This window comes from Nocardiopsis sp. iso_25 (genome assembly GCF_056173305.1).
Window position 1 is genome coordinate 3,263,304 of the sequence record NZ_CM149667.1, and the last position, 17,742, is coordinate 3,281,045.

General features: G+C 73.0%; 19 protein-coding genes. 9 read left to right on the forward strand and 10 right to left on the reverse strand.

Going from position 1 to position 17,742, the window contains the following annotated elements; all coding sequences use genetic code 11:
• Nucleotides 1-5 precede the first annotated feature (5 nt).
• Both AC0VX6_RS14145 and AC0VX6_RS14150 read right to left on the reverse strand, forming a co-directional pair.
• The gene (locus tag AC0VX6_RS14145) at nucleotides 6-1,166 is read right to left on the reverse strand and encodes an FUSC family protein (RefSeq protein WP_274977998.1); all 1,161 of its coding nucleotides are present in this window, start codon (nucleotides 1,164-1,166) and stop codon (nucleotides 6-8) included.
• A 167-nt stretch (nucleotides 1,167-1,333) separates the two neighbouring features.
• Nucleotides 1,334-2,077, reverse strand: a complete 744-nt coding sequence (locus tag AC0VX6_RS14150; protein ID WP_475469122.1) for a (2Fe-2S)-binding protein — start codon at nucleotides 2,075-2,077, stop codon at nucleotides 1,334-1,336.
• A gap of 192 nt (nucleotides 2,078-2,269) precedes the next feature.
• Between AC0VX6_RS14150 and AC0VX6_RS14155 the strand changes: the two genes are divergently transcribed.
• Genes AC0VX6_RS14155 through AC0VX6_RS14165 form a run of 3 tightly spaced genes read left to right on the forward strand, consistent with a single transcriptional unit; the run spans nucleotide 2,270 to nucleotide 5,308 of the window.
• Nucleotides 2,270-3,589 (forward strand): sensor histidine kinase, encoded by a 1,320-nt coding sequence (locus AC0VX6_RS14155; RefSeq protein ID WP_368045837.1) that lies wholly within the window; start codon nucleotides 2,270-2,272, stop codon nucleotides 3,587-3,589.
• Complete coding sequence (locus AC0VX6_RS14160; protein ID WP_475469124.1) at nucleotides 3,586-4,290, forward strand: response regulator transcription factor; 705 nt, start codon at nucleotides 3,586-3,588, stop codon at nucleotides 4,288-4,290. Before AC0VX6_RS14155 ends, AC0VX6_RS14160 begins: the two co-directional genes overlap by 4 nt.
• 46 nt (nucleotides 4,291-4,336) lie before the next feature.
• Nucleotides 4,337-5,308, forward strand: coding sequence for a DUF4097 family beta strand repeat-containing protein (locus AC0VX6_RS14165; protein WP_274978002.1), 972 nt, complete (start codon nucleotides 4,337-4,339; stop codon nucleotides 5,306-5,308).
• Here the strand turns inward: AC0VX6_RS14165 and AC0VX6_RS14170 are convergent.
• The gene (locus AC0VX6_RS14170) at nucleotides 5,295-5,711 is read right to left on the reverse strand and encodes a hypothetical protein (RefSeq protein ID WP_274978003.1); all 417 of its coding nucleotides are present in this window, start codon (nucleotides 5,709-5,711) and stop codon (nucleotides 5,295-5,297) included. The genes AC0VX6_RS14165 and AC0VX6_RS14170 overlap by 14 nt on opposite strands.
• Nucleotides 5,712-5,839: 128 nt before the next feature.
• On the opposite strand from AC0VX6_RS14170, the gene AC0VX6_RS14175 reads away from it, so the two are divergent.
• The gene (locus AC0VX6_RS14175) at nucleotides 5,840-6,856 is read left to right on the forward strand and encodes a Gfo/Idh/MocA family protein (RefSeq protein WP_274978004.1); all 1,017 of its coding nucleotides are present in this window, start codon (nucleotides 5,840-5,842) and stop codon (nucleotides 6,854-6,856) included.
• Here the strand turns inward: AC0VX6_RS14175 and AC0VX6_RS14180 are convergent.
• Nucleotides 6,834-7,751, reverse strand: coding sequence for a GNAT family N-acetyltransferase (locus AC0VX6_RS14180; RefSeq protein ID WP_274978145.1), 918 nt, complete (start codon nucleotides 7,749-7,751; stop codon nucleotides 6,834-6,836). The two genes, AC0VX6_RS14175 and AC0VX6_RS14180, sit on opposite strands and share 23 nt — an antisense overlap.
• Nucleotides 7,752-7,889: 138 nt before the next feature.
• On the opposite strand from AC0VX6_RS14180, the gene AC0VX6_RS14185 reads away from it, so the two are divergent.
• Nucleotides 7,890-8,465, forward strand: a complete 576-nt coding sequence (locus AC0VX6_RS14185) for a Uma2 family endonuclease (RefSeq protein ID WP_475469128.1) — start codon at nucleotides 7,890-7,892, stop codon at nucleotides 8,463-8,465.
• 10 nt (nucleotides 8,466-8,475) lie between these two features.
• On the opposite strand, the gene AC0VX6_RS14190 is transcribed toward AC0VX6_RS14185, so the two are convergent.
• The 3 genes from AC0VX6_RS14190 to AC0VX6_RS14200 form a co-directional block, all read right to left on the reverse strand.
• Nucleotides 8,476-9,432: a helix-turn-helix transcriptional regulator gene (locus AC0VX6_RS14190; protein WP_475469129.1), complete on the reverse strand. Its 957-nt coding sequence runs from the start codon at nucleotides 9,430-9,432 to the stop codon at nucleotides 8,476-8,478.
• Nucleotides 9,433-9,525: 93 nt separating this feature from the next.
• On the reverse strand, nucleotides 9,526-9,927 hold the full coding sequence (locus tag AC0VX6_RS14195; protein ID WP_274973188.1) for a RidA family protein: 402 nt from the start codon (nucleotides 9,925-9,927) through the stop codon (nucleotides 9,526-9,528).
• Nucleotides 9,928-10,051: 124 nt separating this feature from the next.
• Nucleotides 10,052-10,825: a dimethylarginine dimethylaminohydrolase family protein gene (locus tag AC0VX6_RS14200; RefSeq protein WP_475469347.1), complete on the reverse strand. Its 774-nt coding sequence runs from the start codon at nucleotides 10,823-10,825 to the stop codon at nucleotides 10,052-10,054.
• 135 nt (nucleotides 10,826-10,960) lie between these two features.
• Here AC0VX6_RS14200 and AC0VX6_RS14205 point away from each other — a divergent pair, with 135 nt between their 5' ends.
• Nucleotides 10,961-12,079 (forward strand): NAD(P)/FAD-dependent oxidoreductase, encoded by a 1,119-nt coding sequence (locus AC0VX6_RS14205; RefSeq protein WP_274973189.1) that lies wholly within the window; start codon nucleotides 10,961-10,963, stop codon nucleotides 12,077-12,079.
• Between the two features lie 112 nt (nucleotides 12,080-12,191).
• The gene (locus AC0VX6_RS14210) at nucleotides 12,192-12,479 is read left to right on the forward strand and encodes a YiaA/YiaB family inner membrane protein (protein WP_047869550.1); all 288 of its coding nucleotides are present in this window, start codon (nucleotides 12,192-12,194) and stop codon (nucleotides 12,477-12,479) included.
• A 61-nt stretch (nucleotides 12,480-12,540) separates the two neighbouring features.
• On the opposite strand, the gene bioB is transcribed toward AC0VX6_RS14210, so the two are convergent.
• Both bioB and AC0VX6_RS14220 read right to left on the reverse strand, forming a co-directional pair.
• Nucleotides 12,541-13,602, reverse strand: coding sequence for a biotin synthase BioB (gene bioB / locus AC0VX6_RS14215; protein WP_475469131.1), 1,062 nt, complete (start codon nucleotides 13,600-13,602; stop codon nucleotides 12,541-12,543).
• A 119-nt stretch (nucleotides 13,603-13,721) separates the two neighbouring features.
• Nucleotides 13,722-14,330: a TetR/AcrR family transcriptional regulator gene (locus AC0VX6_RS14220; protein WP_274973191.1), complete on the reverse strand. Its 609-nt coding sequence runs from the start codon at nucleotides 14,328-14,330 to the stop codon at nucleotides 13,722-13,724.
• Between the two features lie 99 nt (nucleotides 14,331-14,429).
• Between AC0VX6_RS14220 and AC0VX6_RS14225 the strand changes: the two genes are divergently transcribed.
• Nucleotides 14,430-15,293 (forward strand): oxidoreductase, encoded by an 864-nt coding sequence (locus AC0VX6_RS14225; RefSeq protein WP_475469132.1) that lies wholly within the window; start codon nucleotides 14,430-14,432, stop codon nucleotides 15,291-15,293.
• A gap of 209 nt (nucleotides 15,294-15,502) precedes the next feature.
• Here the strand turns inward: AC0VX6_RS14225 and AC0VX6_RS14230 are convergent, their stop codons facing one another.
• Nucleotides 15,503-16,114: an HAD family hydrolase gene (locus AC0VX6_RS14230; protein WP_274973193.1), complete on the reverse strand. Its 612-nt coding sequence runs from the start codon at nucleotides 16,112-16,114 to the stop codon at nucleotides 15,503-15,505.
• Between the two features lie 198 nt (nucleotides 16,115-16,312).
• Here AC0VX6_RS14230 and AC0VX6_RS14235 point away from each other — a divergent pair, with 198 nt between their 5' ends.
• The gene (locus AC0VX6_RS14235; RefSeq protein WP_475469133.1) at nucleotides 16,313-17,740 is read left to right on the forward strand and encodes a sugar porter family MFS transporter; all 1,428 of its coding nucleotides are present in this window, start codon (nucleotides 16,313-16,315) and stop codon (nucleotides 17,738-17,740) included.
• Nucleotides 17,741-17,742 lie beyond the last annotated feature (2 nt).

Consider the following 17,742-nt stretch of genomic DNA (forward strand, 5'->3'; position numbering starts at 1 on the left):
CGCGGTCAGATGTGGCGGGCGCCGCCGGACCCGTCGGCGGGGCCGGGGCGGTCCACGTAGTTCAGGATCACGTCGCAGCTGTACTGGAACTCGTCCATGAGCCGCTGCGCCTCGATCAGAAGCACGCCGTAGGGCAGCCGGAGGTCGTCGAAGGGCGGGGAGTCCTCTTCCTCCTTGGCCCGTACGAGGTCGTCGTAGTGCTCTCGGGCCTGCTCCGCGAGTCGGCACAGCCTCCGGGCCTGGGGGCCGAGCCGGTCCTGGTCCAGCCCGCTGAGCTCGCGGGTGATCTCGGCGACCGAGGCGAGGAAGTCCCCGTACAGGCGCAGGAAGTCCTGGTGGACGGAGCGCTCATCGTCACGGCTCCAAAGGTGGATGCTGCGGGCCAGGGAGCCCAGCTGGTGGGTGGTGCGCTCCAGGGCGTCGACCAGCTGCTGGTAGCCCTCGAAGGCGACGTTGTGGCGGTGTCTGCGCAGGAGTCTGGCCGGGTTGAGGTAGACGCTCTCCCAGGCGGTGTCCACCGCCGAACGCGTCTGCTGGACGGTCGACGCGAGCCGGTGGGCCCGCCGCCGCCAGTCCTCGGCCTCGTCCTCGGTCAGGTCCCCCCGTTCCATCCCGCGCCGGATGTCCCCGATCAGGTCGCACTCGGAGTGCGCGAGGGAGCGGATGGCGTACTCCGCGCTGCGAAAGCGCATGGGAGGCAGCACGAGGACATTGACCGCGGTGCCGATGGCGCAACCGATGAGCACCAGCAACAGGATCTGGGAGAGGTCCACCAGGCGCCCGGTGTAGCCCTGGGAGGTCAGGAAGGTGGAGAAGGCGAAGAACGCGGCCGTGACCACCTGGGAGCCCTGGCTGCCCAGGGGCCTCCACCGGCCGATGACCAGGGCGATGAGGGTGACCACGACGAAGGTCAGCATGTCCGGGCCCGCGGCGAAGCCCAGGACGGCCTGCACCGTGATACCCAGCGCCACCGCGCCCACGTAACGCAGCGACTGGACCACCGACTGGTAGACGGTGACCTGCATCATCAGGACCGCGGTGAAGGGGGCGAAGGCCGGAGAACTGGCCTGCATCAGGTGCTGCGCGACGAACCACGCCAACGATGCGGCCAGGGCGCTCTTGCCGATGGACAGCGCCGTGTGCCGTTCGTGTCCGTCCGAACCCACCGCGCGGCTCACCCACGCGCGTGCGCGGGCCACGGATCCGCCCGCGCCCGCCCTGTCCCGACCCGTCACTGTTTCCTCCCACCGGTGCCCTCGCCGACCTTCTCCCAGGGGCGCAGCTACCCGGGGTGAGGGGCGGCGAAGCACAGAAGGGGGCGGGTGTGGATCACTCAGCGGCGCAGGGCGCAGTCCCCGCAGTACCCCGCGCCCGGCAGCCGGTAGTACAGGCAGCACGTGGTGCGCCGGAACACCCCCAGCCCGGAGGCGTCCACTCCCGTGTAACCGCCCGTCCCGGCCAGGGAGGGGCGTCCCAGCAGGTCATCGGCCACCTCCCCGGCCCGCGCGCGCACCGCGGGCCGGTCCGCGCCCAGGGCGCGCACGGCCCCGGCCAGGGCGGCGGCGGTGTTGCCCCGCAGCAGCCCCGGCGCCACCCCGCCCGCCCCGGCCAGGCCCCGCGCCGCACGGGCCAGGACACCGAGGACCACGGTGCGCTCGACCCAGTCGGCCAGTTCCGCCGTCCCCCCGGTCACCGCCGCGGCCTCCTCCTGCGAGGTGCGCAGCACCACCGGCCCCTCCCGGTGCGGGTCCCAGTGGAACCGCGCCGCGTCCACCAGCACCCCGTGGCACAGTCCGGCCGCCAGCACCGGCGACAGCAGCCGCGTCGCCAGCCCCTGCTGGAACACCGACGCCGCCACCCGCCACTCCACCACCGCATCCGGCCGCCCCGCCAGTTCCGCCAGGCGGTTCCGCGTCCGCTCCACCTCGGCCGCGAGAACGCGGGGCTCCAGAGCCCCGCCGCCTCCCAACGGCAGCCACCCCGTGCCGGGAGGGGCCGCCTCCACGGCGAACAGCGTGTTGACCCGGCCGACCTCCGCCAGGACCGGCCGCACCGCCGTCGTCCCCGCTCCGCCCACCCCGCACCCGTCCTTCCCCGTACCCGGAAACGCCCGAGTGGTGCCAGCACCACCGGCACTCCACGTGCTGTTGGGTTCGTGCTCCGGGGCCGCCGAACCTAGATTGGTCGCGTGACCGGTCAGAGCACGCGCACCAGCGCCAGGAACGGCGGGAGAGGGGGTTTCCTCACCGCCCTCGCCGCCCTGCCCCGCGTGGCCGAAGCCTACGGGTCCGGTTGGCGCGTGCGCGTGGTGGAGGTCCTGCACCTGATGACCTCGCTGGCCCTGGCCCTGTGCTACCTGGTGCCCGCGTTCATGCTGGTGGTCTCGGCCACCTGGATCGGCTTCGCGGTCTCCGGCCCCTGGCTGCCCGAGGTGTCCCGGCTCGTCCCCGATCGGATGCTCTCGGACTCGCTCGCCTTCCTGGTCGGCCTCCCGGCCCTGGCGACCCTGCTGGCCCGCCTGTCCTGCCGGGTCCAGCGCAACCGGCTGGACAACGTGTTCGGGATCGTGGAGACCAGCCCGCCCGACCCCCTGGCCCACGACAAGCCGCTCGTGCGCGCCTGGCGGTTCGTGTTCGGCCGCGACGCGTGGTCGGCGGTCGTCTACAGCACCGCCGCCGGGATCCACGGCCTCCTGGCCGGGGGCGTGGTGGTGGCGCTGGTGGTGTGCGGCGGGGCGTCGGTCGTGGGAGCCCTGATGGGGATCGTGTTCGTGCTGGTGATGGGCTCCCCGGGCGACCTGGTCGGCCCCCTGGTCCTTGTCGTGTTAGGGCCGCTGTGCGCCCTCGTGGGCCTGCGTCTGGCCCCCTACGTGGTCGCCACCGAGGTCCTGCTGCACCGCAGGCTGCTGTTCGAGGCGCCCGAGGTGCGCATCCGCCGCCGCCTGCTCCACGTCCAGGACAGCCGCCTGCGCATGGTCGACGCCGCCGAGGCCGAGCGCCGCCGCATCGAACGCGACCTGCACGACGGCGCCCAGCAGCGCCTGCTCGCCCTGACCATGACCCTGACCCGGGCGCGCTCGCGCGTGGCCACCGACCCCGAAACGGCACTGGAACTGATCACCGAGGCCCAGCGCGAGTCCCGGGAGGTCATGGACGAACTGCGCCAGGTGGCGCGCGGGCTCCACCCCCGGGTCCTGACCGACCACGGACTGGGCGCGGCCCTGCCCGTGGCCGCCGGACGCGCCCCGGTCCCCGTGCGGGTGGACGTCGAGTTGGCGGAACGCCCCTCCCCGCGCGCCGAGGGAGTGGCCTACTACGTGGCCTGCGAGGCGCTGAACAACGTCGCCAAGCACTCCGGCGCCACCGGGGTCACCGTGGCCGCGGAGCGGGTGCCCCGCCCCGCGCGCGGCGGCGGCGACCTGCTGCGGCTCACCGTCACCGACGACGGCTCCGGAGGGGCCGCTCCACGGGCGGGCACGGGCCTGAACGGCCTGTGGGACCGCGTGGACGCGGTCGACGGCGTCCTGACCATCCACAGCCCGGCCGGTGAGGGCACCGTCCTGACCGCCGACATCCCTTGGGAGGCATGACCGTGTACACCGGTGCGAACCCCGTCCAGCCCGCGGAGAGGGGGCCCAGGGTGGTCCTCGCCGAGGACTCGGTGCTGCTGCGCAGCGGGATGGCACGCCTGTTGGAGGACGCGGGGGTGGAGATCGTCGCGCAGGTCGGCGACGCCGACGCGTTGATGCGGGCGGTGGAGGAGCACCCCGACGTGGATCTGTGCCTGGTCGACATCCGTATGCCGCCCACCTACTCCGAGGAGGGCATCCAGGCGGGTATCGCCATCCGCCGGAGGTATCCGCGGGTGGCGGTGCTGCTGCTGTCCCAGCACGTGGTCAGCCGCTACGCCGCCGACCTGCTCGGCAGCGGGGCCAGCAGGGTCGGCTACCTGCTCAAGGACCGGGTCGCCGACATCGACGAGTTCCTCACCGTGCTGCGCCGCGTCGCCGGGGGAGGCGCCGCCATCGACCCGGAGGTGGTCTCGCAGCTGCTCAGCCGTCGGCGGGACAACGCCCTGGCCCGGCTCACCCCGCGCGAGACCGAGGTGCTGGAGCTCATGGCGCAGGGGCTGAACAACGCGGGCGTGGCCTCGCGGCTGACCGTCACCGAACGCGCCGTGGAGAAGCACATCCGCTCGATCTTCACCAAGCTGGACCTGGGCCACGACGATCACGACCACCGCAGGGTACAGGCCGTGCTGCGCTACCTGCGCGGCGCGGACCGGGACTGACCGCGGACACCAGAGGGGGCGCGAGCCCAACGAGGAAGGAAGAACAGTGACATTCAAGGCACGGGGCCTGTATGCCTCGTCGAGCAAGGAGCCGCGCGGGTTCCGCGTGGGTCCGTGGCTGCTCCTGGGCGCGGTGCTGGTGCTGGGCGTGGTGGTGGCGACCGCCTTCTCGGTCCTGGGCAACGTGGGAGTGGACCGCGGCACCCGCAGCGACGCCTACGACGCGCCCCAGGCCCTGGAGATCGAGAACGGCACCGGCGGCGACGTCGTCCTCACCGGCGGCGCCGAGCGGGTACAGGTGGACCGCACCCTGCGCGGCACACCCCTCACCGAACCGGAGGAGGACATCGAGGAGGACGACGGCGCCCTCCAGGTGGAGGCCGAGTGCCTGGGCCTGCCGTTCTTCGACGGCTGCCGGATCGACTACGAGGTCGCGGTCCCGGTGGGGACCGCGGTGACCGTGGAGACGGTCGGCGGCCGGATCAGCGTGGAGAACGTCGACGGCGAGCTGGAACTGGTCAGCACCAGCGGCGAGGTGCGGGTGGACGGCAACAGCGGAGACGTCACCGCCGAGTCCGTCAGCGGCACGATCGACGTGACCGGAGTGGAGGGCTCCGTGGTCGCGGAGACCACCAGCGGCCGGATCACCGCCGAGGGGGCGGGGGAGCACCTGCAGGCCGCGAGCACCTCCGGTGACGTGGACGCGTCCGGGTTCGACGCGCGCACGGTCGTGGCCGAGTCCACCAGCGGCGACGTCCGGGTGGGCGGCGGCTTCACCGAGGCCCAGGTCTCCACGGTCTCGGGGGGCATCGGGGTCGCCACCGACGAGGCCTTCGACCTGCTGAGCCTGGAGAGCGTCAGCGGCGGGGTCGACGTGCGGGTCCCCGAGGGCGTCTACGAGGTCACCGGGGAGTCCGCGTCCGGGGAGCGCCGCGTTGACGTGGACACCTCCCCGGAGGCGGAGGCCCGCATCCAGGCCGACACCGTCAGCGGCGCGCTCAGCGTCACGTCGGACTAGACCGGCCCGCTCCGGCGCGCTCGAAGCGCAGTGCCGCCCAGTCCGAGTCGATCGGCACCTGGGCGGTACCGCGCCACCCCGAGTCCAGGAGCGGGTCCCAGCCCCGGTCCGCAGCCAGGTCGGTGATGATGGTGCCGCCGCGCCGGGGGTAGCACGCCCACAGGCGGGTGTCCGGCCCCACCGCCTCCAGGACCCTGGGCGCCTCGCGGCCCACGGTGCCCCGGTCCAGGGCGAACAGGTGCACGTCGTCGTAGTCGGCGCCCTCGATGGGGCCCAGGTCGATGTGGATGTCAGGGGGCGGTTCCAGCAGCCGCAGGTAGCGCTCGGGGGCGTTGAGGACGAGCAGCCGGTCGCCGGGGCGCACCCCGAGCCTCTGGGCGAGAGTGCCTGGGTTGTCCGACATATCCCCCTCCGTTCGTGGCCTGCGGGCGTCCTCGCCCGTCTCCTGGCCACCGTACGGTCCACGGCCGCGGAAACCGAGCACCTTCCCCGCCCGCACCCCGGCGGGACCCTGTTTTTTAGGATGCCCCCATGACAGATGAAAACGGCGTACTGCGCTGGGGCGTGCTCGGGACCGGCGGCATCGCCCACTCCTTCGCCGAGGCGCTCGGCTCCACCCCCACCGCCCGGCTCACCGCGGTCGGCTCGCGCACCCCCGAGCGCGCCGAGGAGTTCGGCCGGGCCTGGGACGTCCCCGAACGCCACGGCAGCTACGAGGACCTGGCCCAGAGCCCGAACGTGGACGCCGTGTACGTGGCCACCCCCCACCCCTGGCACCACCCCAACACCCTGACCTGCCTCAGGGCGGGCAAACACGTCCTGGTCGAGAAGCCCATGGCGATGAACGCCCTCCAGGTCTCGCAGATGGCCGAGGCGGCCCGCGAGGGCGGCCTCTTCCTGATGGAGGCGATGTGGACGCGCTACCTGCCCGCCTCCCGCCTGGTCCGCGACCTGGTAGAGGACGGCGCGATCGGCGAGGTGCGCTGGCTCTCGGCCGAGTTCGGCTTCAACGCCCCCTACGACCCCGACCACCGCCTCTTCAACGCCGGCCTGGGCGGCGGCGCCCTGCTCGATCTGGGCGTGTACCCGCTGGCCTTCGCCTCCCAGCACCTGGGCGAGCTGACCGTGGTGGGCGCCACCCGCCACCTGTCGCCCGACCGGATGGTGGACACCGCCACCACCGTGCTCGTGCGCGGCGAGAACGGGGGCACCGGCTCGCTGTCGTGCGCCTCGCAGACCACGCTGCCCAACCGGGGGGTGCTGGCCGGGACGAAGGGTCGGCTGGAGATCCCGAACTTCTGGATGGCCACCGACGTGGTGCTGCACCGCGACGGCCACGAGCCGGAGGCCTTCTCCCGCCCCTTCCGCGCCAACGGCTACGAGTACGAGGCCGAGGAGGTCGCGCGGTGCGTGGCCGCCGGTGAGCTGGAGAGCCCCGACATGCCCTGGGCCGAGAGCCTGCGCCTGGCCCGGATCATGGACCAGATCCGCGACGTGGGCGGCCTGGTCTACAGCCCGGCCACGGTCAAGGCCGTGCCCCTGGCATGATCCCGGCCGCTCCCTGCCTCTCCTTCCTGGGAGCGGTCCCACGCTCGGACTCGGCGGCGCCCGCGGGAAGATCCCCGGCCTCCTGCGGGCGCCGCCGCGCGTGCAGCAGGCGTGCCGCGGTGGCCCGTGCCAGGGCGGGCAGGCTCATGCGGACCACCATCAGCAGGGCGTCGCGGGAGCCGACCTCGTGGGCGAAGTAGTCGTCGAGCGCGAGGTGGCCGCTGCGGGGCCGGGTGCCGTAGATCCGGCCGTCGAACACGCGGTAGGCGTCGTGGATGAGCAGTGTGTCGGGGTCCAGGTTCGGCCCGTCGCCCAGCCACTCGGCGGCCTCGCCAGCGACGCGCCGGACCCGAGCGGGGAGGGGCCGGAGCTCGTTGGGGAAGACGCGCGCGTCGCCCAGGCTCTGCCGCCACGCGGCGTAGACGGCCGGGTGGCGGGTGCGCAGGACGACGTAGGTGGTCCGCAGCGGGTGGGCGAGGACCTCGCGGGTCAGGAAGTGGATCATCAGGGCCGCGGACAGGCCCGAGCGGCGGTGGGCGGGGACCACGCCCGCCGCGTCCAGGTACACGGCGCGCCGGGAGGCGAAGCGGCGGCGGTGGTAGCCGCCCCAGCCGACGGGGGAGCCGTCCGGCCCCAGGATCAGCGCCAGGGAGGAGACCTGGTCGAAGAAGCCCGCGTCGATCCGGGCGCGCCAGTAGGACGAGTGGTCGGCTCCGAAGGCCCGCGCGGCCAAATCGCGCAGGACGCGGTGCAGGCGTTCGCGGCAGGGCGGGGACAGGGCCGCCGGGGAGTCCCAGCGGGCGAGGCGGTAGCCGGGGCACAGGTCCCGGACGGTGGGCGGCGCGCTCAGGTCGCGCAGTTCGGGGCCGTGGTCGTGGACGGTCACCTGCACCACTACTTTCACTACTCTCCGGAAAGAAACGACTCCCTAAAGTAGTGGTTTTGGCGCGCGTTCGGGCGAACTCCGCCCGACTCGGGGCTCCAACAGCTAGGCTCCCGGTCGTCGAAGGAGCCGTTGAACAGCGAGGAAGGTATGACCTCCGCACCCGTGCCCGACTGGCTGATCCCTCCCGTCGAAGGTTTTCGGTCGGAGGACCTGGACCGGCTGACAGGCCTTCCCCCGCACAGGGAGTTGATCGACGGCAGTATCGTCCTCCCCGCACCGCGGGAGGGGTACCACAGCGTCGTACTGGATCTGCTCACCATCGGTCTACGCCACACGATTCCAGCTCACTACCGTGTGCGCCGTGGGATGACCGTGACGCTCGGACCGCGCCAACGCCCCGAGCCGGACATCATGGTCGTGGACGCCGGGGCCGTGGACGATCGGCAGAGCACCTTCCCCGCGGACGCGGTGGCGCTGGTGGTCGAGGTGGTGTCGCAGGCGTCCGCGGAGCGGGACCGCAAGCGCAAGCCCTTCCTGTACGCGGAAGCGGTCATTCCCCACTTCTGGCGGATTGAGGAGGACGGCAGCGGGCCCGTGGTGTACGTGTACGAGCTGGACCCGGCCAAGGCCTGTTATGTGCCCACCGGCATCCACCACGACCGGCTCAAGGTCGAGTTCCCCTACCCCGTGGACATCGACCTGACCGAGGTCCACCGGCTCTGAGCGCGCGGGCTCAGCCCGAGGCCGCCGCGCGGCCGAACCTCTCCGACAGGCGCGACATGTGCCCGCGCAGCTCGGCGGGCTCCTCCACCTCCATCTCCATGTCGAGCATGCCCAGGTAGCAGGCCATGTGGAACAGCGAGTCCCCGGAGCACACCAGCACGCACGAGCGCTCGTCCACCGGCTCGATCAGCCCGAAGCCCGCCGCCGTGCGCTCGGCCTCCTCCGCCGGGACGAACAGCCTGACCCGCGCCCGCACGGGCCACATGTGCACGTCCATGCGCTCCCGCAGGTAGGCCGCGACGCCCTGCTCGGGCGGGTCGCGCGGGGGCACCCGCGGCCCGGTCGGCGTGAGCGGACGCATCCGGTCCACCCGGAAGGTGCGCCAGTCGTCGCGCTCGGTGTCCCAGGCCACCAGGTACCACCGCCGCCCGCGCGAGACCAGCCGGTGCGGCTCCACCACCCGGCGCGAGGCGCTGCCGTCGTGGCGCTCGTAGTCGAAGCGCAGCCGCTCGCTGTCCCGGCAGGCGGCGGCCACCAGCGCCAGCACGTCGGCGTCCACCGTGGGCCCGTCGGAGGGCATGGGAACGGTGAAGGTGCCCAGAGCGTCCACCCGGCGCCGCAGCCGCGAGGGCAGCACCTGCAACAGCTTGGCCAGGGCGCGCACCGAGGTCTCCTCGATCCCCGACACACCGCCCTGGGCGGCGGTGCGCAGTCCCACCGCGACCGCCACGGCCTCGTCGTCGTCCAGCAGCAGCGGCGGCAGGGCGGCGCCCGCGCCGAGCTGGTAGCCGCCCCCGGTGCCCATGGTGGCCTGGATGGGGTAGCCCAGCTCGCGGAGGCGGTCCACGTCGCGGCGGACGGTGCGCGGACTCACCTGGAGACGGTCGGCGAGTTCGCCGCCCGGCCAGTCCTTGCGGGTCTGGAGCAGGGAAAGCAGGCGCAGCAGGCGCGCGGAGGTCGCTCTCATGTCGGCAGTGTGCCAGGAGCGGAGGACGCTTTCGGTCCTCCACTCCTGGCGCCGACCGGTCGGACGGGATGCTCGGGCCGGGGGAGGGATGCCTCAGTGGGTCACCGCGACCGCCTCCACCTCGACCAGCTGGTCGTCGTAGCCGAGCACGGCCACCCCGAGCAGGGTGCTGGGCGCGTCGTGCCCGCCCATGTGCGCGCGCACCACCTCCCAGACCGCCACCAGGTCCTCCTGGCGGCTGGAGGCGACGTAGACCGTGGTCTTGACGACGTCGGCCAGGTCGGCTCCGGCGTCGTTCAGCGCGGTGCGCAGGTTGCGCATGACCTGCTCGGCCTGGCCCGAGTAGTCGCCGACCGCGACGGTGCGGCCGTCCTGGTCGAGCGGGCAGGCGCCCGCGGTCCACACCACGCGCGCGGGGGCCTGGGCCGTGGCGGCGTAGGCGTAGTCCACGGCCTCGGTCAGGGTCTGGCTGCGGATCAGTCGGACAGCGCTCATCGTTCTCCCGGGACTTCGTCGGTCTCTGGCATCCCGCCAACGACCGCGCGGGGGCCGCGGTTTCCGGTTCTGCCCACGGCAGAGGACCCGCCCTCCCCGCAGGAGGGGGCGGGTCGCCGACCTCTCAGGCCCGGTCGGGGACCAGGACGCTCAGACAGGTCACGCACGCCTCCAGCTTCTCGAACTCGGAGATGTCCACCGGCAGCACCCGCCACCGGTCGGCGCTCAGTTGGTGGATCGTCTCGTGCGCGGCGGCGCTGACCAGTACGTCGCGCCCGCCCAGGGGCAGCACGTGCGCGCCCCGCTCCTCGGCCGCCCGGCGCACGGGAGGCAGCGCGTCGGCCTCCACCAGCTCGGGCAGGCCCACGAGCGTGCCGTCGGGCAGCGCGGTCACCACCGACTTCAGGTGCGGCGCCGCGCCCAGGCCCACGCGCACGACCTCCCGGCCCAGCGGCTTGAACAGCTGTTCGAGCTGGGCGGCGCCCTCGGCGTCGGTTCGCCCGCCCACGCCCACGTAGACGGTCGGGCCCACCTGGAGCACGTCACCGCCGTCCAGGGTCCCGGGCGCCTCGACGCGCGCCACCCGCAGACCGAGCCTGCGCACGGAGGCCTCGACCCCCTCCACCTCGCCGCGGCGCTCCCGCGCGCCGGGACGGGTCAGGACCGCCAGGTCCTCGCACACCACCACGGTGTCCTCCACGAACACCGCGTCGGGGTGCTCGGGCGCCGGTTCGACCTCGCATACCCGCCACCCGGCCGAGGCGACGGCCTCCTGGTAGATCGTGTACTGGCGTGCGGCCAGGACCGGGTCCACCTCCGTGCGGGGGGCGGCGCCCCGTGCCAGGCCGGGGCCGGGGCGGCGCATCAGGGCGACCCCGTAGTAGGTGTATCCGTCCACGTACACGTCCTCCAGGGGTGCGGCGCCGGGATCTGGGAAGAGCACAACCTATCGCGCACCCGTACCCGTTTCCCGGACGCGGCACGCGGGTCTTCCGGCTTGTTCGCCGGTGCTGGCGGGGGCAGGCTGGTGGCCATGGACGTGATCATTGTCGGCGGCGGGATCGTGGGGACGAGCGCGGCGTTCCACCTGGCCAGGAAGGGCGTGTCCACCGCGCTGGTGGACGCCTCGCACCCCGGGCGGGCCACGGCCGCCGGGCTGGGGGTGGTCTTCCCCTGGCCGCTGCCGTGGGACGAGGCACCGGTGTGGGACTTCAAGGCCCGCGCGGCCGAGCACTACCCGCGGCTGATGGCCGAGCTGGCCGAGGACGGACAGGCCACCGGTTACGAGGTGGTCGGGGGCCTGTCCGTGGACCGGGAGGGCGACGACGCCGGGTTCGACCTGCTGCGCAACCTGTCGGAGCGCCCGGAGTTCGCGACGATGGGCGCGGTGGAGCGCCTGGCCCCGGGCGGACCGCGCGAGCGGTTCCCGCTGCTGCCCGAACCCTACGGCGGGGTGTTCGTGGAGGGCATGGCCCGGTTGAACGGAGCGGCGGCGCGGGCCGCCCTGTTCAACGCCGCCGAGGAGCGGGGACTGCGCCACTTCAAGGGGGAGTGCCGCCTGCTGTGGGACGGCCGCCGGGTGAGCGGTGTGCGCGTGGGCGGTGAGGCCCTGGAGGCGTCCGTGGTCGTGGTGGCCGCGGGCGCGTGGTCGGCCGGTCTGCTGGCGTCCACCGGTGTGGACCTGCCCGTGCACCCGGTGCGCGGGCAGGTGACGCACTTCGCGCTGCCGGGGCGCGACACCCGCGCCTGGCCGGTGGTGCGGTTCGGCGAGCGCGGGTACTTCGTGTCGGCCTTCGGCCCCGACCGGGTGGTCACCGGCGGCACGTGGGAGCCGGAGGCCGGGTTCGACCGGCGGGTGACGGCGTCGGGGCTGCTGCACAACCTCTCCACCGCGGTCGAGGCGCTGCCCGGGCTGGCGGACGCCACGGTGGTGGAGACGCGGGTGGGCCTGCGGCCGTGCACGCACGACGGACGGCAGCTGCTCGGGCCCGTGGAGCGGGCGCCCGGTGTGGTGGTGGCGACCGGGCTGGGCGGTGAGGGGCTGACCTTCGGACCCTTCCAGGGGCTGGTCGCGGCCCGGCTGGCCATGGGGGAGGACCCCGGGGTGGACCTGTCCCCCTTCCGGCCCGACCGGCCCATGGCACCCGCCTGACCCCGTCCGCGCGGGCAGCGGCCCGAACCCGGCCGGGCCCGGGGGCGGGTCCGGCGGGGAGTTGAGTAGCGGTACTCAGGCGCGCGGCCTGGGGAGCCGACAGCATGGACGCATGAACCCCTACACCCCCCAGCCCCGGTCCAGCCCGCAGTTCTTCCTCCAGTCCGCCCTGTCCTTCGGCGCGGCGTCGGTCGGAGTCGGCGCGGGGATCATCTACCTCCCCGTCGACCTGTGGATCCGGGCCTTCCTCGGCCTGGGCCTGCTCTACGTGATCACGTCCACGTTCACCCTGGCCAAGTGCGTGCGCGACCGGCAGGAGGACGCGCTGGCCGCCGAGGCGGCCCAGAACTACCAGCAGATCCCCATCTGGAACGGAGAGCAGCCCGTCCCGCGCTCCTGAGCGGGACGGGCCGGCGCGGCGCGCGGGGACGGAGCGCGCCGCGTCCCGGGCCGCGCCGGTGTCAGGCGTTGGGCGGAAGAGCGGTTCCGGCGCCCCTCCGGCGCGGCCTGAGCAGGTCGTGGCGCTCCCTGGGCAGGGTGGGCTCGCCCGCGCCCTGCACGGTGAAACCGGCGTCCTCGATCATCTCCAGGTCGGCCCGGCCCGCCTGCCCCTCGCTGGTGAGGTAGTCGCCCAGGAACACCGAGTTGGCGATGTGCAGCGCCAGCGGCTGGAGGGAGCGCAGGTGGATCTCGCGGCCGCCGGCCAGGCGCACCTCCACGTCGGGGAAGACGAACCGGGCGGCGGCCAGGATGCGCAGGCACCGCTGCGGGGTCAGCTCCCAGGTGCCCTCCAGCGGGGTGCCCTCGAAGGGCATGAGGAAGTTGACCGGAACCGAGTCCGGTTCCAGCTCGCGCAGCGCGAACAGGGCGTCGACCAGGTCGTCGTCGCTCTCCCGCATCCCCGCGATCAGCCCGGAGCAGGGGGACAGCCCCGCGTGCTTGGCCCTGGTCACGGTCTCCACCCGGTCCGCGAACTCGTGGGTGGTGCAGATGTCGGCGTAGCGCTCCTCGGAGGTGTTGAGGTTGTGGTTGTAGGCGTCGGCCCCGGCCAGGCGCAGCCGGTCGGCCTGGCCCTCGGAGAGCAGGCCCAGGCAGGCGCACACCTCCACGCCGGGGTGCTCGCTCTTGATGCCCTCGATGACGGGGGCGAGCCGTTCCACGTCGCGGTCGGTGGGTCCGCGCCCGCTGGCCACCAGGCAGACCCGGGTGGCGCCCGCCCTCACCCCATGGGAGACGGCCTCGCGGGTCTGGTCGGCCTTGAGCCAGGTGTACTTGACGATCCCGGCCTCGGAGCCCAGGCGCTGGGAGCAGTAGGTGCAGTCCTCCGGGCACAGTCCGCTCTTGACGTTCACGAGGTAGTTGAGCTTGACGCGGCGCTCGAAGTAGCGCTGTCGGACGCGGAAGGCCGCGGCGACCAGGTCCATCAGGTCGTCGTCGGAGCTGCTCAGAACCCCGAGGAGTTCGGCGCGGCTGGGCTTCTCGCGGCGAAGGGCCTTCTCGGCCAGGGGAAGGAATGTGGTCACGGGGACGATCCTGGTTCCCCGGACGCGGGCGGCACAGTCACCGAACCAGCCAAAAACGCGGCGGAAGTCTTGTGCGGGGCGGTTGTTTGTCGCCGCGTCCCGGCCGGGGCCGGGTGCGGCTACCGGCCGCGGGGGCGGGCGCCCCGCAGGAACTGCCCGACCGCGGTCTCGACCAGCCCGTCGAGCCTGTCCGCACCGATCATGCCGCCGTTGACCATCGTCGCGATGCCCTGCACGGTCGCGTACAGGATGATCCCGATGCGCTCGGGGTCGCCGTGTTCGAGCGCGCCGCGCTCCTGGCCCTCCTCGATCAGCTCGCTCACCTGCCCGAAGGCGGCCTCGGCCGCCTCGACGAGCCGCGTGGCTCCCGGCCGGTGTTTGCCGGAGTTCATCAGTTCGAGCAGCGCGGCGTTCTCGGTGGCGAAACGGGTGAAGGCCAGCACAGCTCTGTGCACACGCACGTCGAACGCGTCCCCGGCCTCCGCCAGCGCGGTGCGCAGCGCGTCGCCCAGGCGGACGAACCCCGCCTCGGCCAGGGCGTCGAGGAGTGCCTGACGGTCGGCGAAGTGCCGCCGCGGCGCGGCGTGGCTCACGCCGACCTCCCTGGCCAGGTCCCGGAGTGAGAGCTGGTCCGCCCCGTGCTCGCGCAGTTGGCGCGCGGCCGCGTCGAGGATCGCACTGCGGAGGTTGCCGTGGTGGTAGGGACGCTGCCCGGCGGGTTCGGTCACGTCCGCCAGCCTAACACGCAATGTTTGCATTGACATCATTGTTTGCACTGACTACATTCGGGGGGCATGTCAGTGTTCTCCGTCCAAGACGTCCCTTCCATGACCGGTCGCACCGCCGTCGTCACCGGCGCGAACAGCGGGATCGGACGCGTGACCGCTCGCGTCCTCGCCGCACGGGGCGCCCGGGTCCTGCTCGCCGTCCGCGACCCCGACAAGGGCCGCGCCGCCGCCGCGACCATGACCGGCGACGTCGAGGTCGGCGAGCTCGACCTCGCCGACCTGTCCTCGGTCCGCGCGTTCGCGGGCCGACTCACCGAGCCCGTCGACCTGCTCGTCAACAACGCCGGCCTGTCGATCCCGCCGCTGTCCCGCACCGCCGACGGTTTCGAGTCGCAGTTCGGGACCAACCACCTCGGCCACTTCGCGCTCACGAACCTGCTGCTGCCGCGAATCCGGGGGAGGGTCGTCACGGTGGCCTCGCTCGCGCACCTGATCGGCTCGATCGACTTCGCCGACCCCAACTGGGAGCGGAAGCCCTACCGGGCCTATCCCGCCTACGGGCAGTCCAAACTCGCCAACCTGCTGTTCGCCTCGGAACTCCAACGGCGCCTCGACGAGGCCGGTTCCCCGGTGAGGTCGACGGCCGCCCATCCCGGGATCTCGGCCACGAACCTGATGAGGACCGAAGGGCGCGGCCCGTGGCTGCGGGCGAGCCAGGCGCTGATCGGCCTGGTCACGCAGAGCGCGGAACTCGGCGCCCTGCCGACGCTCTACGCCGCCACGGCGGACGTTCCCGGCGGCAGCTACGCCGGTCCCCGGCGCCTGATGGGGCTCCGGGGCGCGCCGAAGCTGGTCACACGCGCGGCGAAGGCGAGTGACGTCGACGCGGCGCGCCGGCTCTGGCAGGTCTCCGAAGAACTCACCGGAGTGCCCTTTGCGCTGAAGACGCCCCGCGCCGCCTGAAAACCGTTCCGGCGCCACGGGTTCGAGCGTTCACGAACCCCGCCGCCGTTGACACCGGCGCGCCCCGGAAAGGAACGTCCGTTGACGCGAACACACGGAACCCGGCCCCACGACGCCGAACTCAGGCGGCTGCTGGACCGGGCCGGGATCAGCGAGGTCCAGACCCGCTACGCCACCGGGACCGACTCCCGTGACTGCGACGGGCAGACTCAGCTCCGCGGGTCGGACCCCCAGCGCGCGAGGCCCTCGCGGAACCCGTCGGCGGCGGTGAACACGTGGCCGCCCATGCCCAGCGCCTCGGCGGCCCGGACGTTCTCCTCGCGGTCGTCGACGAAAAGGATTCGCCCGGGCTCCACGCCCAGGGCCTCCTGGCACCACCGGTAGGCGTCCGGTTCGGGCTTGGCGCGGCGGATGCGGCAGGAGAAGGCGCGCACGTGGAAGCGGTCGAGCCAGGGGTGGTGCGCCTCGTAGTGGGCGGCCAGTTCCTCGGGGATGTTGGACAGCAGCCCGATCCGCCGACCGGAGGCCGCGAGCTCCCCGACCAGGGCGACCATGGTCTCGTCCACGGCGCTCCAGCTGGCGACGTCGGCCTCGACGAGCGCGGCGACCCGCTCCCCGTCGAAGCTCGTGCCCAGGTCCTCGCCCACGCCGCGCCAGTACTCGGCGGCGCTCACGTCAGCGCGGTCGTAGGCCTGGCGCCGCGCCCAGTACGCCTCCCAGAAGGCCGGGGCGGGCGCGCCCGCGACCCGGACCAGCCGGTCCCTGCCCTCCTCGGACTGGTGGCGGGCCAGGACGCCGAACAGGTCGAAGAGCACGGTCAACAGGACACACCTTCCTCATGGCACCGTCGGGAACCCGTCCAGATCGTATGCGGTCGGGCGCCGTGCGACCGATACACGTCGCGGGCCAAACGATGGACATCTTTTGGCCCGTGGGCGTTTTGTCCGTGCCCCTCGGCTTCCCGGCGTGTCCACTCTGGGGACGGACGACCACTGTGCGACGCGGAAGGGACACCAGACGTGAGTGGAGCCACACAGGCCGGGGACGAGTCGGTTCCGGCGGGGGAGGGCAACATCGTCCACGTGACGATGATCGCCGCGGCCGCGGCGATGGGGGGTTTCCTGTTCGGCTACGACAGCGCCGTCATCAACGGTGCCGTACCCGCCATCCAGGAGTACTTCGGAGTGGGACCGGCCACGCTCGGCTTCACGGTCGCCGCCGCGCTCCTGGGCTGCGTGGTGGGCGCCGCGGTCGCGGGGGCCCTGGCAGACCGCCTCGGCCGCATCCGCACCATGCAGATCGCCGGTGTGCTGTTCGCGGTCAGCGCCATCGGTTCGGCGCTGCCGTTCAACGTGTGGGACCTGACCGCCTGGCGGATCCTGGGCGGTGTCGCCATCGGCCTGGCCTCGGTGATCGCCCCGACCTACATCGCCGAGGTGTCGCCCGCGGCCTACCGCGGCCGCCTGGCGTCGTTGCAGCAGCTGGCCATCGTGCTGGGCATCGCCGCCTCGCAGCTGGTCAACTACGGCATCGCCCAGATCGCCGACGGCACCGCGAGCGGCATGCTGGGGCCGGTCCAGGCCTGGCAGTGGATGCTGGGCGTCGAGGTCCTGCCCGCCCTGGTCTACCTGGGGCTGAGCGTGCTCATCCCCGAGTCGCCCCGCTACCTGGTACGCGTGGGCCAGACCGAACGCGCCCGCCGCATCCTGGCCGACGTGGAGGGCGGCGGGACCGAGCGGGTGGACAAGCGCATCGGGGAGATCCGCGAGGCGCTGGGCTCGGAGGTCCGGACCAGGCTGAGCGACCTGACCGGCCGCTACGGTCTGCTGCCCATCGTGTGGATCGGCATGGCCGTCTCGGCGTTCCAGCAGCTGGTCGGAATCAACGTCATCTTCTACTACTCCAGTTCGCTGTGGCAGTCGGTAGGGGTGGAGGAGTCGGCCTCACTGCTGCTGAGCCTGTTCACCTCCATCGTGAACATCGTGGGCACGTTCGTGGCGATCCTGCTGGTGGACCGGGTTGGCCGCAAGCCGCTGCTGCTGGTGGGCTCGGCCGGGATGACCGTGGCGCTGGGGCTGGCCGCCTACGCCTTCAACCACGCGGTGGTGCGGGGCGAGGAGGTGACGCTGTCGTTCGGCTGGGGTGCGGTGGCGCTGGCCGCGGCCAGCCTGTTCGTGCTCTTCTTCGCCCTGTCGTGGGGTGTGGTCGTGTGGGTGCTGCTGGGGGAGATGTTCCCGCTGCGCATCCGCGCGGCGGCGATGGGCGTGGCCACCGCGACCCAGTGGCTCACCAACTGGCTCATCACCGTGAGCTTCCCGACTCTGCGTGACTGGAGCCTGAGCGGCACGTACCTGATGTACGCGTTCTTCGCGCTGGTGTCGTTTTTCTTCGTGCTGCGGTTCGTGAAGGAGACCCGCGGCAAGACCCTGGAGGAGATGCGGGGCTGAGG

Coding starts and splice junctions, on each gene's coding strand:
- AC0VX6_RS14195 (WP_274973188.1), bottom strand. CDS start 9,927: ATGAGCGCTGTCCGACTGATCCGCAGCCAGACCCTGACCGAGGCCGTG.
- AC0VX6_RS14210 (WP_047869550.1), top strand. CDS start 12,192: ATGAACCCCTACACCCCCCAGCCCCGGTCCAGCCCGCAGTTCTTCCTC.
- AC0VX6_RS14175 (WP_274978004.1), top strand. CDS start 5,840: ATGACAGATGAAAACGGCGTACTGCGCTGGGGCGTGCTCGGGACCGGC.
- AC0VX6_RS14170 (WP_274978003.1), bottom strand. CDS start 5,711: ATGTCGGACAACCCAGGCACTCTCGCCCAGAGGCTCGGGGTGCGCCCC.
- AC0VX6_RS14185 (WP_475469128.1), top strand. CDS start 7,890: ATGACCTCCGCACCCGTGCCCGACTGGCTGATCCCTCCCGTCGAAGGT.
- AC0VX6_RS14205 (WP_274973189.1), top strand. CDS start 10,961: ATGGACGTGATCATTGTCGGCGGCGGGATCGTGGGGACGAGCGCGGCG.
- AC0VX6_RS14190 (WP_475469129.1), bottom strand. CDS start 9,432: ATGAGAGCGACCTCCGCGCGCCTGCTGCGCCTGCTTTCCCTGCTCCAG.
- AC0VX6_RS14160 (WP_475469124.1), top strand. CDS start 3,586: ATGACCGTGTACACCGGTGCGAACCCCGTCCAGCCCGCGGAGAGGGGG.
- AC0VX6_RS14225 (WP_475469132.1), top strand. CDS start 14,430: ATGACCGGTCGCACCGCCGTCGTCACCGGCGCGAACAGCGGGATCGGA.